The sequence below is a fragment of the Veillonella parvula genome (assembly GCF_036456085.1).
Classification (GTDB): Bacteria; Bacillota; Negativicutes; order Veillonellales; family Veillonellaceae; genus Veillonella; species Veillonella parvula_E.
The window spans coordinates 1,712,525-1,730,878 of sequence record NZ_CP138632.1; the positions used below are offsets into that span (position 1 = coordinate 1,712,525).

Sequence of the window (18,354 nt, forward strand, 5' to 3'; positions counted from 1 at the left end):
CCTATAAAGCCCGCCGATACGCCTTTAGAGGGACTTGGAATAAAAAAAGGAATGAAGGCGATTTGAATTTCACCTGTCATTCCTTTTACTATATAATAAAATGCTACCTTTATTGATTGTGCAATAGTTAATTGGCTTAAGTAGGTATGTAGTAATTGTGTACGTACATTGAGTCAAAATGGCAGAAACACTGTACGATATCCATTTATGAAAAGATATCATTCTATTATATGATCTATCATAAATCAGAATGATGAAGAGAAAATAAATTGATTATATATGGTGTAATATTGGTACATAATTATGGAGCATATTAGTATTATTTATGAAAGTTGGTGAATAATAGTAAAAAAATACAGCATTTATGCAGAATATTCAGTATATTTAATTTTATCGAAATTATTAATAACTTAAACACAAAAGTTTTATGAAAATAAAATGAAAAAAAGTTTACTTTTCCCGTAATATGTGGTATTTTAGATATACACATTCAAGAATGTCGATGAATTCTCAATACATCATCGATACATCATTGTTATTTCATTAAATATGTAGATAGTTAGTTAGTAAGTTTTATAAGTTTTATAGGAGAAAGATTAATGAATCGAGTATTTAAAGTGATTTGGAATCGCACAAAGGGCTGCTATGTTGTTGTGGCAGAAACAGCAAAGAACATGACGAAACGTTCTTCTTTGTCGGTTGTATTCTCTAAAATGGTAGGTGCTACAGCAGTTGCCGTTATGCTGACAGGCGTTATGATGCCTACCGATGCCTTAGGGGCACCTATTACAAGAGGTAACGGTGCACAAGCTGAAAATGACGGTGGTATTGCTATCGGTGATAATACGGCATCTAAGGGTGACTATAGTATTTCAATCGGTACTAATGCATCTGTAGGTAGAGGTGATACTGATGAAGGTAAAACACAGAGCGGTATTGCTATCGGACAAGGTGCAACTGTAACTGTTGATGTTGCCAAAGGGGCAGATGTTCCAGCAGATCAAAGAACAGGTGGTATCGCCATCGGTCAAGGTGCAACGACCAAGGTTGTTAATGCAATTGCTGTTGGTTCCGGTACTAGTGCTGATGGTGCACAAGCTGTAACTATCGGTCATAACTCTCGTTCGATTACCAATAACAGTGTAGCATTAGGTAATGAAACACGCGTGGCATCTCTTAATGGTTTTGCTCTTGGTAATAATGCGCGTGCCGGCTATGATGAAACCAATAAATTGATAGGTCTTCCTAATGACCAAGCCTTCGGTTCCAATGCACGTGCTTATGGTGGTTCTTCCATGGCGTTCGGTAATGATGCGAAATCCAGTGGTGGTGGTGCGGTTTCTATAGGTAACGGTTCTCAATCTAGAGGTGATTGGGCGGTAGCTATCGGTAATGGCTCTAAAGCTTTGAAACAGGGCTCTTCTGCATTGGGGACGAATGCTACAACTAATAGCTCTCACTCTACTGCACTCGGTTGGGGTAGTACTACAAATGGCTACGCTGATATCGCGGCTGGTGATGGTTCTGTTGCATCTGGTGGTAATTCCCTAGCAATAGGTGTGCAATCTTCTACATCTACTGGTGCGGTAGGTGCTGTAGCATTAGGTTTAAGCAGTAAAGCTGAGCAAACAAACTCTATGGCATTAGGTGTATCTGCTAATGCTGCACATGAACGTTCCGTTGCACTAGGTGCTAACTCCAAGACTGATGCTACAGTAAGCACACCAAATCAATTGGTAAATGGTTTATGGTATAAAAACTATGCCGGCGGTTCTGCTGATTCCACAATCAGTGTAGGTAGTGATACGGTAAAACGTACCATTACAAATGTAGCTGCCGGTCGTGTGAATGCACAATCTACAGATGCAATCAACGGTAGCCAATTATATGGTGTTGCTAATACTTTAGGTAATTTGGCAAGTACTACAAAAGGCATTTTAGGTGGCAATGCAGCGCTTGACCCTGATACGGGTAACTTGTCGATGAGCAATATCGGTAACACAGGTAAAGGCACGATTCACGATGCTATTAAATTCAATAAAGACACAATAGATAAAGGCCTTAACTTTGATGCTAATACAGGTGGCACGAAAAATAATCTATTAGGTTCTAAAGTTACCATCAAAGGTGACGGCAACAATATTAATGCCGCAATTACACAAGCTAATGGTGATACAACTATTAATATGACTTTGGGTAACACCGTTACAATAGGTGCAGCGAACCCTGTAACGATTAATGGTACTACAGGCCATGTAACAGGCCTTCAAAATAAAGACTGGAATGTAGATAATCCTGTAGCTGTATCCGGCCGTGCTGCGACAGAAGATCAGTTGAAAAAGGTAAACGATAAAGTTAATACCAATAAAGCTGCCATCGATAAAAATGCTGGAGATATCAATACTAACAAGCAAAATATCACAAAAAATGCTGGCGACATTGCGAATAACAAAACTGATATCGCTAAAAATAAGCAAGATATTTCCACTATTAACACAAAGATTAATAAAGGCTTGAACTTTGCTGGCGACACAGGCACTGTAAGTAATCGACAATTAGGTGATACTGTAACTGTTAAAGGCGGTGCTACAGGCACATTGTCTGACGGTAATATCGGTGTTGTATCCGATGGTAATGGCACATTGAATGTGAAATTAGCTAAAACATTGACAGGCTTAGATAGCGTTACAGCTGGTAATACTAAGATTGATAATGGTGGCTTGACCGTAGGTGGTAAGAACTATGTATCTACAACAGGTCTCAATGCGAATAATCAAAAGATTACTAATGTTGCAGATGGTAGTAGCACTAATGATGCAGTTAACTATGGACAATTACAAGCTGCTATCGGCGGTACAGCCAAAGCATCCACTGTAAAAGCAAAGGATGCGAATGTAACTGTAACAGAAAGTACAAACGCAGCAGGCGGTAAGGAATATACTGTTGGTTTAGGTAATAAAATTACCGTAGGTACTGCAAACCCTGTAACTGTAGACGGTGATGCTGGTCATGTAACAGGCCTTACAAATACAGATTGGAATGTAGATAATCCTGTGGCTGTATCCGGTCGCGGTGCTACAGAAGATCAGTTGAAAAAGGTTAATGATAAAGTTAACACTAATAAAACTGCTATTGATAAAGGTTTGAACTTTGATGGTGACTCCGGTGCAGTTATCAATAAAAAATTAGGTGAAAAACTGTCTGTCAAAGGCGGTGCAACAGGCACATTATCCGACGGTAATATCGGTGTTGAATCTGATGGCAATGGCACATTGAATGTGAAATTAGCTAAAACATTGACTGGCTTGGAAAGCGTTACAGCTGGTGGTACTACTATCAACAACGGCGGTTTGACCGTAGGTGGTAAGAATTATGTATCTCCAACAGGTCTCAATGCGAATAATCAAAAGATTACTAATGTTGCTGATGGTACTGTAGGCGCAGGCAGTAAGGACGCTGTAAACGGCGGTCAATTGCACGATGCTAAAAACGAATTAAATACTAATATCAGTAATGCCAAAACAGAACTTATCAACAAGGGCCTTCGTTTCAACGCTGATAACAACGATGAAAAAACGAACAAACTTGGTTCTAAAGTAACAGTAAATGGTGATGGTAATATCACTACTGAAATTACGCAAACCGGCGATGATACTACAATCGGCGTTAAATTGAACAAAAATCTTAATGTTCAAACATTGACAGCTACAGATACTGTGAAAGCCGGCGGTGTAACAATGGGTAAACACGCTGATTCTAACAACTATGTAACTGGTCTTGATAATAAAGATTGGGATGTGAATACAACTAATCCTGTAAGCGGTCGCGCTGCTACAGAAGATCAATTGAAAAAGATTAGTGATGTTGTTAAGAACCAAGGTGCTGCTGCTACAGATTACCGTTTGGTGAAAAATGCTGCTGCTGCAGATGGTGCTTATACAGTTGATTCTAACGGTGATGTTGACTTGACTGTAGAAGATAAAAACCATGCAGGTACAAAAGAGACTGTTAAGATTAAGGACGTTGCGTCTAAATCTAGCCTCGACAAATTAAATGATCGTGCTGTTAAGTATGATTTGGATCCTGCTGGCAGTCCAGATTACACAAAAGTAACTTATGAAGGTCCTACCTATGGTAATAAAACTGGTGGTACTCACGTAACAAATGTGGCGTATGCAACAGGCAACGATGGTAGCGAAGCGGTTAATGTGGATTACTTGAAAGATAGAATCAAAGATAGCGAAGACGCATTAACTAATAAAGGTTTAAAATTCGACGCTAACAGTGGCGGCGTAAAAACTAATAAACTTGGCTCTACGGTTACTGTTAAGGGTGAAGGTGCTGATGCTGATGCTAACTACAGCGGTGAAAACCTTAAAACTTTCATCACACAAGATCAAGATGGTAACACAACTATCGATGTGAAGATGAACAAAAACCTCAAAGCTAATAGTGTGGCTATTGCTGGTAAAAACGGTCAAGACGGCGTTACACTTAAAGGTGGCGACGCTAAAAACGGTGTAGATGGCACAAGCATTAATCGTTTAGTGACTGAAGATAAAGACGGCAATACACATACGCTTGCAACCCTTGATGATGGTATGATGTATGGCGGCGATACAGGTAATGTAATTAAAAAGAAACTTAACAATCAAGTGAATGTTAAGGGCGGTATCTCCGATGAAAGCAAATTAGCTACTGAAGACAACATCGGTGTTGTTTCTGACGGTTCCGATACATTGAAATTGCGCTTGGCGAAAGAATTGAGAGGTTTGACATCTGCTACTTTCACAAACGGCGGCAATAATACTGTTATCAATGGTGATGGTATGACCATCAATCGTGCTGGTGGTGATGCAGTAAGTCTTACAAAAGACGGCTTAAATAACGGCGGTAACAAGATTACGAATGTTGCTGATGGTACGGACCCTAACGATGCAGTTAATAAATCTCAATTGGATAAAGCTACAGCAGCTGCATCTACAACGGTATCGGCAGGTAATAATATTACTGTGACACCTAGCACCAATGCGAATGGTTCCAAGAACTATGAAGTAGGTCTTAAAGATCAAGTGACATTGGGCTCTGATGCTACGAAACAAATCGCAATGGATGGTACTACAGGTACTATCAAGGCTGGTGATAAAGTTACAATCGACGGCAACAAAGGTACTATTAAAGCTGGCAATGTAACACAATTGACGGTGAAAACGGTACCATTAAAGCTGGCGATAAGGTAACTATCGACGGTAAAGATGGTAAGATTGCAGCAGGCAAGGTATCTGTTGATGGTAAAGACGGTTATGTGACAGGTCTAGAAAACAAAGATTGGGATCCTGACAATATCACAAGCGGTCGTGCTGCTACAGAAGATCAATTGCAAAAATCTCACAAATCCTTAGATAACAAGATTAATAACCTAGGTGATGAAATCACGAAAAAAGGTATGAATTTTGCTGGTAATACAGGTGAATTCCACCGTGATTTAGGCCAAAAGGTTACTATCAAAGGTGAAGGTACAGAGTCTGACGATAAATACTCCGGCGAAAATATTAAAACAGTAGCCGACCAAGATGGTAATGTTAATATCAAGATGGCGAAGAACCTTAAGACTGACAGCTTAACTACTGATAAAGTGAAAGTTGGCAAAAACGGTCAAGACGGCGTATCCATTACAGGTCCTAATGGTGCTGACGGTACAGACGGCAAAGTAGGTATCACAGGCAAAGACGGTAAAGATGCTGTATCCATGTCCGGTAAAGACGGTGTTGGTCATATCGGTTTAACTGGTAAAGACGGCCGTAATGCGGATATTACTGTTGATAAAGGTGATCCAGACTTAGACGGTAACAACATCACTCGTATTAAGTACCAAGACGAAAATGGTAAGACCCACCAAGTGGCAACTAAAGACGATGGTATGAAATATGGTGGCGATAGCGGTTCCGTAATCAAGAAAAAGCTTAACGAACAAGTTAATGTAGTGGGTGGCATTACTGATGCTAACAAGTTGACTACAGAAGACAATTTAGGTGTCGTATCCGATGGTACTGGCAACCTTAAGGTTCGTATGGCGAAAGACTTGAAAGGTCTTGAAACAGTAACCACTAAGGATGCTGCAGGTAATACTACAGTTATGAATGGTGGCGGTGTAACAATTACACCTGCTAGCGGTAATGCTGTAAGCCTTACTAAAGATGGCCTCAACAACGGCGGTAATACAATTACCAATGTAGGCCCTGGTGTAAACGGCACTGATGCAGTTAACGTAAATCAATTGAAAGGTGCTACAGATGGGTTAGCTAATGCTATTAACTCCGTAGCGGGCGAAACACAACGTGTAGGCGCACATGCAGCGGCTATGTCTGCATTGAAACCTATTCAATATGATCCATTGGAACCAACTCAAGTAATGGCTGGTATCGGTAATTATAGAGGTGAAACTGCGGCGGCTCTTGGCGTTGCACATTACACAGCAGAAGATACAATGTTCCATGTAGGCGTATCTGTTGGTAGCCACCATAACATGGTAAATGCTGGTGTAACTCGTAAATTCGGTACTTCCGATGCGAAGAAAGCAGTTCCTGAACGTTATAAAGGTGGTCCTATCAGCTCCATGTACGTAATGCAAGATGAAATGACTGCTTTGAAAGCTAAGTACGAAAAAGTACAACGCGACAATGAAGAAATGAGAGCACAAATTGCATTATTGATGCAACAAGCGGGCTTGAAATAATATGAAATAACATATTGATACGGCAGTGCTTATAAAAGGCGCCAAAAGCGAAATGCTTTTGGCGCCTTTTTTTATACAAAAAAATAGTTTAAATGGCTGTTATAAACATATATATGTCATGGTTAACTTGTAATGTAATTAAAATAGGTGAGTAATAATTGGATCATAATAGTTTACTAAGGTGAAATACATTTTTTTCATGAAGTTAATTTTATGCGAAAAAATTAGTACATTTAGCATATTCATAAGGTATATGACGGGGTTTTTGTATATTCATAAATATTTATGATTTAGAAGTGAGTGTAGAGTGAAAATTTTTTTACTTTTAGTATAGAATATGATATGTTTAATATGATATGCATCGGTAAATAGCCATATATTAACTGTATTTTTACTTTTTAAAATAGTTATAAAATATTTTATTATATTCATATAATTTGATAGTTTTATGCAAGGAGTAAGACGAGATGAACCGAATTTTTAAAGTAATCTGGAGTCGTACAAAGGGATGTTATGTCGTTGTGGCTGAAACAGCGAAAAATATGTCGAAACGATCGACAATGACATCGGTATTTGCCAAGATGTCTGGGTCTGTAATTGCTACGGCTTTATTTATGTCCATGATGTCTCCAATGATCGTGCATGGGAGTACTATTGTACAAGGGGCCGGTGCTCAGGCTAAAAATGGCACTGTAGCGATAGGTGACAATAGTACAGCAATGGCAGATAACAGTGTGGCACTGGGCACAGGTGCTACTGTTACAAAAACTAATAGGGCTAATGTTGGTAATGTGCAAGGCATTGCAATCGGAAGAAATGCAACCGTTGAAGTCAATAATGGTGTTGCCATTGGTAATTTGACAAAAGTAGCTTCTTTAAATGGCTTTGCCCTTGGTAATACATCTTGGGCCGGATATGATGAGGCCGGTAACTATGTAGGTGCCGATAACGATCAGGCATTTGGTACTAATGCCAGAGCTTGGGGTGGATCCTCTATGGCCTTTGGTAATAATGCTAAAGCTGCTGCCGGTGGTGCCGTTGCAATGGGTAACGGGTCGCAGGCAAGAGGTAAATGGGCCGTTGCAATCGGTAATAATGCACAAGCTAAGGGAGAAGGGTCCAGAGCTCTTGGTGTAAACTCCTATGCAGTAGGACTCAACTCCATTGCAATGGGCTGGGAAAGTAATGCCCGTGAGGATTCTTCTATAGCTATTGGTACAGATTCTGACTCAGTTCAGAAAAATAGTATTGCCATCGGTAATCGTGCAGTTAGCTATGCAGAGGATAGCGTTACACTTGGTAGAAATACAACAGTAGGGAAAAATCATATTCGTTCTGTTGCATTAGGTGCAAATTCTGCAACTGCGGATACTCATAGTACACCGAATCAACTTGTAAATGGTTTGTGGTATAAGAATTTAGCGGGGGGAACGGCAGATTCTACCCTAAGTATCGGTAATGATACGGTAAAACGTACGATTACAAATGTGGCAGCAGGGCGTATGAATCCCTCGTCTACAGATGCTATTAATGGTAGTCAACTATATGCCGTAGCAAATAGCTTGGGCAATTTAGCCACTACTACTAAAAATATCCTTGGTGGTAATGCAGCGCTCGATCCTGATACCGGTAAATTAACGATGAGCGATATCGGTTTTACAGGTAAAAGCACGATTCACGATGCTATTAGATATAATAAAGATAATATCGATAAAGGATTGTTCTTTTATGGTGATAACTTTGTTCAGAACCAAGTAAAATTAGGTGACACAGTAAGAATAAAAGGTGGCGCTAGCGGTGCTTTGGCTGACAACAATATTGGGGTTCAAGCAGACGGAAATGGCACACTAAATGTGAAATTGGCTAAAAAATTAACTGGTTTGGATAGCGTAACAGCAGGAACTGCTACGATTGATAATAAAGGGGTGTCTGTAGGCGGTAAACTCTATGTGTCAACAGGTGGTCTTAATGCCAATAATCAACAGCTTAGAGGTGTTGCAGATGGTACCGGTAGTCAGGATGCAGTTAACTATGGACAGTTACAGCGTGCAATTAACGGTACCGCTAAAGAAGCCATAGTAAAAGCAAAAGATGATGATAATATTACAGTAAGAGAAAAGTCAACGGCGAAAGGCGGTACAGAGTATACTGTCGGCTTAAACTATAAGATTACTGTAGGGAAAGGGGACGCCTCTCATCCTATAACCATAGATAGTGGGACAGGGACGATAACAGGGCTTACCAATACATCATGGAATGTAAATAATCCAGCACCCGTTACAGGGCGTGCCGCTACGGAAAATCAGTTAAAATGGGTTAACGATAAAGTTAATAGTAATAAATCATCAATTGATACTAATGCACATAATATTAGCAACAATAGCCAGAGCATCAATAAGAATAAACAAGATATTGCTACTATTAACACCGCCCTTGATAAAGGTATTAGCTTCGCCGGTGACAATGGGCCTGTAAGCAACAGAAAATTAGGTGAAACAGTAAAAATAAAAGGTGATTACGTAGGTTCTGTATCTGATTATAATATCAATGTCCAATCAGATGGTAATGGCACATTAAATGTGAAATTGGCAAAATCTTTGAACGGATTGGACAGTGTAACAGCCAGTGGTACGGTTATTAATGCTGGCGGTTTGACTGTTGGTGGCAGAAACTATGTAACACCAACAGGCATTAATGCTAATAATCAAAAAATTACTGGTGTTGCTACTGGTACATCGTATAGTGATGCGGTCAATTATGGTCAACTACAAGATGCTATTAACCGTACTGCTAAGGCATCTTCTGTGAAAGCAAAAGATACTAGTGTAACAGTAACGGAAGGTACTAATGCAGAAGGTGGCAAGGAATATACTGTCGGCTTAGGCAATAAAATTACTGTAGGTGGACCTCGTCCTGTAACCGTAGACGGAACTACAGGTTACGTAACAGGTCTTACGAATACTGGCTGGGATGTTAATAATCCGCAAGCCGTAACTGGTCGTGCCGCAACAGAAAGTCAATTGCAGCTTGTTAATACGCAAGTTAATACAAACAAGACTAATATTGCTAAGAATACTGCTGATATTAATCAGAACAAACAAGATATTGCAACGAACAAGCAAGATATTGCGACAAATAAAAGTGCTATTTCTTCAATCAATTCAACAATTGAAAAGGGGTTGAATTTTGGTGGTGATAGCGGGGCAGTTTTCAAGAAACAATTAGGTGAAACACTAACTATTAAGGGTGGTGCCCCTACTACGAAGTTAACAGACAATAATATCGGTGTCGTATCTGACGGCAGCACATTAAATGTGAAGCTGGCAAAAACATTAACGGGGTTGACCAGTGTGACTGCAAGTGGTACGACTATCAATGGTGCTGGTTTGACTGTAGGTGGCAAAAACTATGTGTCTTCAACAGGTATCAATGCTAATAATCAAAAGATTACCGGTGTTGCTAATGGTACAGCGCCTGATGATGCGGTTAACTTCAGTCAATTGCAAAATGCTATTGGTGGTACTGCTAAGGCCACTACGGTAAAAGGGAAAGATGCGAATGTAACCGTAACAGAAGGTACCAATGCAAATGGTGGTAAGGAATTCACTGTTGGATTGGGTAATAAACTTGCGGTAGGTACGGCACATCCTGTAACTGTGGATGGAACTGCTGGAACTGTAACAGGTCTCACGAATACAGCTTGGAATGTAAATAATCCACAAGCCGTAACCGGTCGTGCTGCAACGGAAGATCAGTTAAAAACTGTTAATACGCAAGTTAATACAAATAAGGATAAAATAGCTCAAAACACAACTGACATTGCTCAAAATACCACTGATATCGGTAAAAATAAGACTGATATTGCACAAAACAAGCAAAATATTACTCAGAACACACAAGATATTGCGACCAATAAAAATGCTATCTCTACAATCAATACAACTATTGCTAAAGGTCTTAACTTTGATGGAGACAGCGGTGCTGCAATCAAAAAACAGTTGGGCGATAAGCTTAGCATCAAAGGTGGTGCCGCAGCTGCGAATTTGACGGACAATAATATCGGTGTCGTATCTGATGGCAGCACATTAAATGTGAAACTAGCTAAGACATTAACCGGTTTGGATAGCGTAACGGCTGGGGGTACAACTATCAATAGTAGTGGTTTGACTGTAGGCGGTAAGACCTATGTAACTCCGAACGGCATCAATGCGAATGACAAGAAAATAACTAATGTTGCTGATGGTGAAGTGGCGGCTAATTCCAAAGAGGCAGTTAACGGCGGTCAACTTCATGCGGCTAAAACCGAATTAAATAACAACATTAATAATGCTAAGACTGAATTAAACAAGAATATCGGTGATGCCAAAACTGAACTCAATAAAAATATTAATGACGCTAAAACTGAACTGAACGGCAATATAGATAATGCTAAAACAGAGCTAAACAATAATATAGCCACAGCGAAGAATGATGTGATTAATACAGGCCTCAAGTTCGATGCGGATACAGGCGGTGTTAAGACCAATAAACTGGGTTCCAAGGTAACGGTAAATGGCGATGATAATATCACAACAGAAATCAGTCAAACTGGTGATGATACTAAGATCGGTCTTAAATTAAAGAAAGATCTTAATGTTACTACTATTACTGCTGCTGATACTGTGAAAGCTGGCACTGTGACTATGGGCAAACAAGCTGGTGGTGCAGGCGGTGCAAACGGTAACTTTGTAACAGGACTCGATAATAAGTCTTGGAACGCGGATAATCCTCAAGCCGTAAGTGGTCGTGCTGCAACGGAAGATCAGTTGAAATCTGTTAATGATAAGGTCAATACAAATGTAACTAATATCAATAAAGGATTAAACTTTAACGGCGATAGCGGTGCTACGATTAATAAAAAATTAGGCGACACTGTTACCATTAAAGGTGGTGCTACGGCAGATCTTACGGATAATAATATCGGTGTCGTGTCTGATGGTAGCACATTAAATGTGAAACTAGCTAAAACATTAACTGGTTTGGATAGCGTAACAGCTGGCGGAACAACCATCAATAGTAGCGGTTTGACTGTAGGCGGCAAGACCTATGTAACGCCGAGCGGTATCAATGCTAATAATCAAAAGATTACCGGTTTAGCAAAAGGCACAGACCCTACTGATGCGGTTAACTTCAGTCAGTTGCAGGATGCTATCGGTGGGACTGCTAAGGCAAGTACTGTGAAAGCTAAAAATAGCAATATCACTGTAGATGAAGGTACAAATGCAGCCGGTGGCAAGGAATTTACAATCGGACTAGGCGATAAAATCACCTTAGGAACTACTAATCCTGTATCTGTGGATGGTACTGCAGGCACGGTAACTGGCCTTACCAATACTGCTTGGGATGTAAATAATCCACAAGCCGTAACCGGTCGTGCTGCAACGGAAGATCAGTTGAAAGCTGTTAATACGCAAGTTAATACAAATAAGGATAAAATAGCTCAAAACACAACTGATATTGCACAAAATACGACTGACATCGGCAAGAATAAACAAGATATAACTAAGAACAAGGCTGATATTGCTCAAAACACACAAGATATTACGACCAATAGAAATGCCATTTCTACCATCAATACAACTATCGCTAAAGGTCTTAATTTTGATGGAGATAGCGGCGCTGTAATTAACAAACAGTTGGGTGATAAGCTTAGCATCAAGGGCGGTGCAGCGGCTGCTAACTTGACGGACAATAATATTGGTGTCGTATCTGATGGCAGTACGTTAAACGTGAAGTTAGCAAAAACATTAACCGGTTTGGACAGTGTAACAGCTGGTGGCACAATCATCAATAGTGGTGGTTTGACCGTAGGCAATAAGACCTATGTATCTCCAAACGGCATCAATGCGAACGACCAAAAGATTACTAATGTTGCTGATGGTAATATTGCTGCTAATTCCAAAGATGCGGTGAACGGCGGTCAATTGCATGACACTAAAACTGAGCTCAACAAAAAAATTGGTGACACTAAAACCGAACTCAATAATAATATTAATGATGCTAAGACTGAGCTTACCAATAAAGGCCTTCGTTTTGACGCAGACAATAACGATGAAAAAACGAATAAACTAGGCTCCAAGGTAACAGTAAACGGCGACGACAATATTACGACGGAAATCAGTCAAACTGGTGAAGATACAAAGATCGGTTTTAAATTGAAGAAAGATCTTAATGTTACATCTGTTACGGCTACGGAAACTGTGAAAGCCGGCACGGTAACTATGGGTAAACAATCCGATGGTGCAAGCCCTGCTAATATGGGCAACTACGTAACTGGTCTTGATAATCAGGCATGGAGCGTAACTAATCCGACTGCTGTTAGTGGACGTGCTGCAACAGAAGATCAATTGAAGACAGTTACTGAAGCTATCAAAACTCAAGGCGCTAATGCAACGGACTTTAGTCTCGTTGCGAATCCTACGGCAGGTTCCAATGGTGACTATACTGTAGCTGCCAACGGTGACGTAGCATTGACAGTACAAGATAAGAACCATCCGGATCAAACAAAAACCGTAACGATTAAAGATGTGGCATCTAAATCTGAAGTGGATAAAGGCTTGAACTTTGACGGTGACTCTGGTACGACTATCAACAAGAAGCTAGGTGGTACTGTTGCCATCAAAGGCGGAGCTGCGGCTGCAGATCTAACAGATAATAATATTGGCGTTGTATCTGACGGTACAGGCACATTGAACGTGAAGTTGGCTAAAACATTGACTGGTTTGGACAGTGTGACAGCTGGCGGTACAACCATTAATAGTGGTGGTTTGACCGTAGGCAATAAGACCTATGTATCTCCAAACGGTATCAATGCGAACGACCAAAAGATTACCAATGTTGCTGATGGTAATATTGCTGCTAATTCCAAAGATGCGGTTAACGGCGGTCAATTACATAACGCTAAAACTGAGTTAAATAAAAATATTAATGATGCTAAGACTGAATTGACCAATAAAGGCCTTCGTTTTAATGCGGATAATGACGATGAAAAAACGAATAAGCTAGGATCCAAGGTAACCGTAAACGGCGACGACAATATTACGACGGAAATCACGCAAACCGGTGACGATACGAAGATCGGTCTTAAATTGAAGAAAGACCTTAACGTTACCACTGTTACGGCAGCGGAAACTGTGAAAGCTGGCACTGTAACTATGGGTAAACAATCCGATGGTGCAACTCCTGCTAATATGGGCAACTATGTAACTGGTCTTGATAATAAGGATTGGAGTATTGATAACCCTACAATTGCATCTGGCCGTGCAGCAACGGAAGACCAGTTGAAAACAGTTAGTGACGAAGTTAAGAAACAAGGCGCTAGTGCAACGGACTTCAGTCTTGTTGCTAATCCTGCGACAGGCTCCAATGGTGACTACACTGTAGATGCTAACGGTGACGTAGCATTGACCGTACAGGATAAGAACCATCCGGCTCAAACAAAAACCGTAACGATTAAAGATGTGGCGTCAAAATCCGAAGTGGATAAAGGCTTGAACTTTGATGGTGATTCCGGCACGACTATTAACAAGAAGCTAGGTGATACTGTTGCCATTAAAGGCGGAGCTACGGCTACAGATTTAACGGATAATAATATTGGCGTTGTATCTGATGGCACAGGCACACTAAATGTGAAGTTAGCTAAAACATTGACTGGTTTAGACAGCGTAACAGCTGGTGGTACAACCATTAATAGTGGTGGTTTAACAGTAGGCAATAAGACTTATGTATCTCCAAATGGCATCAATGCAAACGACCAAAAGATTACCAATGTTGCTGATGGTAATATTGCTGCTAATTCTAAAGATGCGGTTAACGGCGGTCAATTGCATGACGCTAAATCTGAGTTAAATAAAAACATTAGTGATGCTAAGACCGAGTTGAATAAAAATATTGGTGATACCAAAACTGAACTCAACAATAATATTAATGACGCTAAGACTGAACTGACCAATAAAGGCCTTCGTTTTGATGCGGATAATAACGATGAAAAAACGAACAAGCTAGGCTCTAAGGTAACAGTAAACGGTGATGATAACATCACCACAGAAATTACGCAAACTGGTGACGATACGAAGATTGGCCTTAAATTGAAGAAAGACCTTAACGTTACCACTGTTACGGCAGCGGAAACTGTGAAAGCTGGCACTGTAACCATGGGTAAACAGTCCGATGGTGCAAGCCCTGCTAATATGGGTAACTACGTAACAGGTCTTGATAATAAGACTTGGGATGCAAGTAATGTCGTATCCGGTCGTGCTGCAACAGAGGACCAATTGAAACAAGCTTTGGCAGGTCAAACTGATACAGGCCTTAAATTCAATGCCAATGTAGGCGGTGTACAAACTAATAAATTAGGCTCTACTGTCACTGTTCAAGGTGAAGGTAAAGCTGCTGATACCGACTATAGTGGTGACAATATTAAGACTTTCATCAAACAAGATGCAGCAACAGGTAACACGACTATCGATGTGAAGATGAACAAAAATCTTAAGGCTGAATCCGTGAAAGTCGGTAAAGACGGTAAGGACGGCGTATCTCTTACAGGTCCAGATGCGGCGAATGGCAGCGACGGTAAGGTAGCTGTTACAGATAAAAACGGCAAGGATGCTGTGTCCATGTCCGGTAAAGACGGTGTTGGTCACATCGGATTAAGCGGTAAAGACGGTAAAAGTGCGGATATTACTGCTGAAAAAGGTGCTGCTAATCTCAATGGAAATGAAATTACTCGCATTAAATACAAAGATGAAAATGGCACAACCCATGAAGTGGCAACCAAAGATGATGGCATGGCATATGGTGGCGACTCTGGTACTACCATCAAGAAGAAACTTAATGAACAATTGGACATTAAGGGTGGTGTCACCAATGAATCTGAGTTGACCGAAAATAATATTGGTGTTATTAGTAAAAATAATATCCTTAATGTTCGTTTGGCAAAAAATCTGAAAGGTTTAGATTCCATAACTTTCAACAATGGTACTGATGGTGTAAACGGTAAAACCGTTGTAAATGGTGAAGGTATGACCATTCAAGATAAGGATGGCAATCCGTTGACTGCTGTTACAAAAGACGGCGTAAAGATTACCAACGGTCCATCCATGACGAAAGATGGTATTGATGCAGCCGGCAATAAGATTACTAATGTAGCTGACGGGACAAATCCTAAGGATGCGGTTAATAAATCTCAATTGGATAAAGCCGCAGCAGCTGCTACTACAACAATAACGGCAGGTAATAATGTCCAAGTAGATAAGACCACTAATGCGGACGGTTCTACAAATTACAAAGTGGGACTCAAAGACCAAATAACAATGGGAACTGATGCTACGAAACAAATTGCGATGGATGGTACAACAGGTACTATTAAAGCCGGTGACAAAATTACAATCGACGGCAATAAAGGCACCATTAAAGCAGGTGATAAAGTTGAAATCGATGGTGATAAGGGCACAATCAAGGCCGGCAATGTTGCAATCGACGGTACAAACGGTACGATTAAGGCCGGAGATAAGGTAACTATCGACGGTAAAGATGGTAAGATTGCAGCAGGTAAAGTATCTGTTGATGGCAAGGACGGTCATGTGACAGGTTTGGAAAACAAAGATTGGGATCCTAACAATATCACAAGCGGTCGTGCTGCTACAGAAGATCAATTGCAGAAGTCCCATAAAGCCTTGGATAATAAGATTAATAACTTAGGTGATGACATTACGAAGAAAGGCATGGATTTTGCCGGTAATACAGGTGATTTCCACCGTGATTTAGGTCAAAAGGTTACCATCAAAGGTGAAGGTCAAGGGGCTGATAGTGACTATTCTGGCGAAAATATTAAAACGGTAGCCGAAAATGGTAATGTTACTATTAAAATGGCTAAGAATCTTAAGACCGATAGTATTACTACCAAAACAGTTACTGCTGATACGGTCAATACTGATAAGGTGAAAGTCGGCAAAAATGGTCAAGATGGCGTTTCCATTACAGGTCCAGACGCTGCGAATGGCACAGACGGAAAAGTAGCTGTTACAGGTAAAGACGGTAAAGATGCTGTATCTATGTCCGGTAAAGACGGCGTTGGTCACATCGGTTTAACTGGCAAAGATGGTCGTAATGCGGATATTACCGCTGATAAGGGCGATTCTGATCTCGGAGGCAATGCTATTACTCGTATTAAGTACCAAGATGAACAGGGCAAGACACATCAAGTGGCAACCAAAGACGATGGTATGAAATACGGTGGCGATTCTGGTAATGTGATTAACAAAAAGCTTAACGAACAGGTAAACGTAGTCGGTGGTATTACTGATGCTAGCAAGTTGACGGCCGAAGATAATTTAGGCGTCGTATCTGACGGCACTAATCTTAAAGTTCGTATGGCGAAAGATTTGAAAGGTCTTACGTCAGTAACGACTAAGGATGCTGGAGGTAACTCTACGGTTGTGAACGGCAGTGGCGTAACCATTACTCCTACTAGTGGTAACACCGTAAGCCTTACTAAAGATGGATTGAATAACGGTGGTAAAACAATTAGCAATGTAGGTCCTGGTGTAAACGGAACGGATGCGGTTAACGTAAATCAATTGAAGGGAGTTACGGAGGGAATAGCTAATGCTATTAATTCTGTGGCGGGCGAAACGCAACGTGTAGGTGCTCATGCGGCAGCTATGTCTGCGTTGAAACCGATCCAATACGATCCGTTAGAACCAACTCAAGTGATGGCTGGTATCGGCAATTACAGAGGTGAAACCGCAGCAGCGTTAGGTGTTGCTCACTACACATCGGAAGACACAATGTTCCATGCAGGCGTATCTGTTGGTAGTCGTCATAATATGGTGAATGCCGGTGTAACTCGTAAATTTGGTTCTTCTGATGAGAAGAAGGCTATTCCTGAACGATACAAGGGCGGCCCTATCAGCTCTATGTACGTAATGCAGGATGAAATGACTGCTTTGAAAGCTGAAAATGCACGCATGAAAGCGCAGGATGAGAAATTAACTGCAGACTATGCGGCATTGAAAGAAGACAACCTTCGTCTACAGAAAGATAACGAAGAAACTAAGCGACAATTAGCTCTTATTATGAGTCGTTTAGGCATGTAAATCATATAGATTTCATTTTATATTCATGTGGTAAAATCTGTTAATGTACCAGAAAATACCCATGAAGATTAGATGATTTTAACCCTATATGGTATATAAAATGAAAGAACGAAAGTCTACTGTGAAAAGACTTTCGTTCTTTTTTTGTATTTAACTTCACAAACCTTTCATAATAGTGTATAATACAGAACATATAATTTTAATCGAAAATTATGAATATGATTAATTTACTATAAAATCATTAGTTTTAGATTATAAGTGTTGTTTGGCCCATTGTAGCAAGGGTTTTTATGATTGAAAATATATTTAAATGAGTAAGAAAATCAATTTTTAAAAGAAGTTTAAAGTTCTGAAAATAAATGAGCGAAATGTGAAAAAAATATATTTACATTCATAAACTAATCTGATATTTTATATGTATAGTAATTAAATTTTTGATGAAAATTTTATTATTTTTAGTGTTTTAGTGTTGGTTTTAGAATC

Annotated in this window: 3 protein-coding genes; all 3 read left to right on the forward strand. The window is 40.1% G+C overall.

Features of this window, described 5'->3' with window-relative positions; genetic code table 11:
• The first annotated feature begins 599 nt into the window (after positions 1–599).
• The gene (locus PK1910_RS08140; RefSeq protein WP_414617153.1) at positions 600–5,240 is read left to right on the forward strand and encodes an ESPR-type extended signal peptide-containing protein; all 4,641 of its coding nucleotides are present in this window, start codon (positions 600–602) and stop codon (positions 5,238–5,240) included.
• Positions 5,241–5,305: 65 nt separating this feature from the next.
• Positions 5,306–6,736, forward strand: a complete 1,431-nt coding sequence (locus PK1910_RS10310) for a YadA-like family protein (RefSeq protein WP_414617154.1) — start codon at positions 5,306–5,308, stop codon at positions 6,734–6,736.
• Positions 6,737–7,203: 467 nt separating this feature from the next.
• On the forward strand, positions 7,204–17,871 hold the full coding sequence (locus PK1910_RS08145; RefSeq protein ID WP_058948379.1) for an ESPR-type extended signal peptide-containing protein: 10,668 nt from the start codon (positions 7,204–7,206) through the stop codon (positions 17,869–17,871).
• The last annotated feature ends 483 nt before the right edge of the window (positions 17,872–18,354 follow it).

What these genes read in the sequence shown, in the direction of transcription:
- PK1910_RS08140 (WP_414617153.1), top strand. Translation starts at nt 600, where the DNA reads ATGAATCGAGTATTTAAAGTGATTTGGAATCGCACAAAGGGCTGCTAT.
- PK1910_RS08145 (WP_058948379.1), top strand. Translation starts at nt 7,204, where the DNA reads ATGAACCGAATTTTTAAAGTAATCTGGAGTCGTACAAAGGGATGTTAT.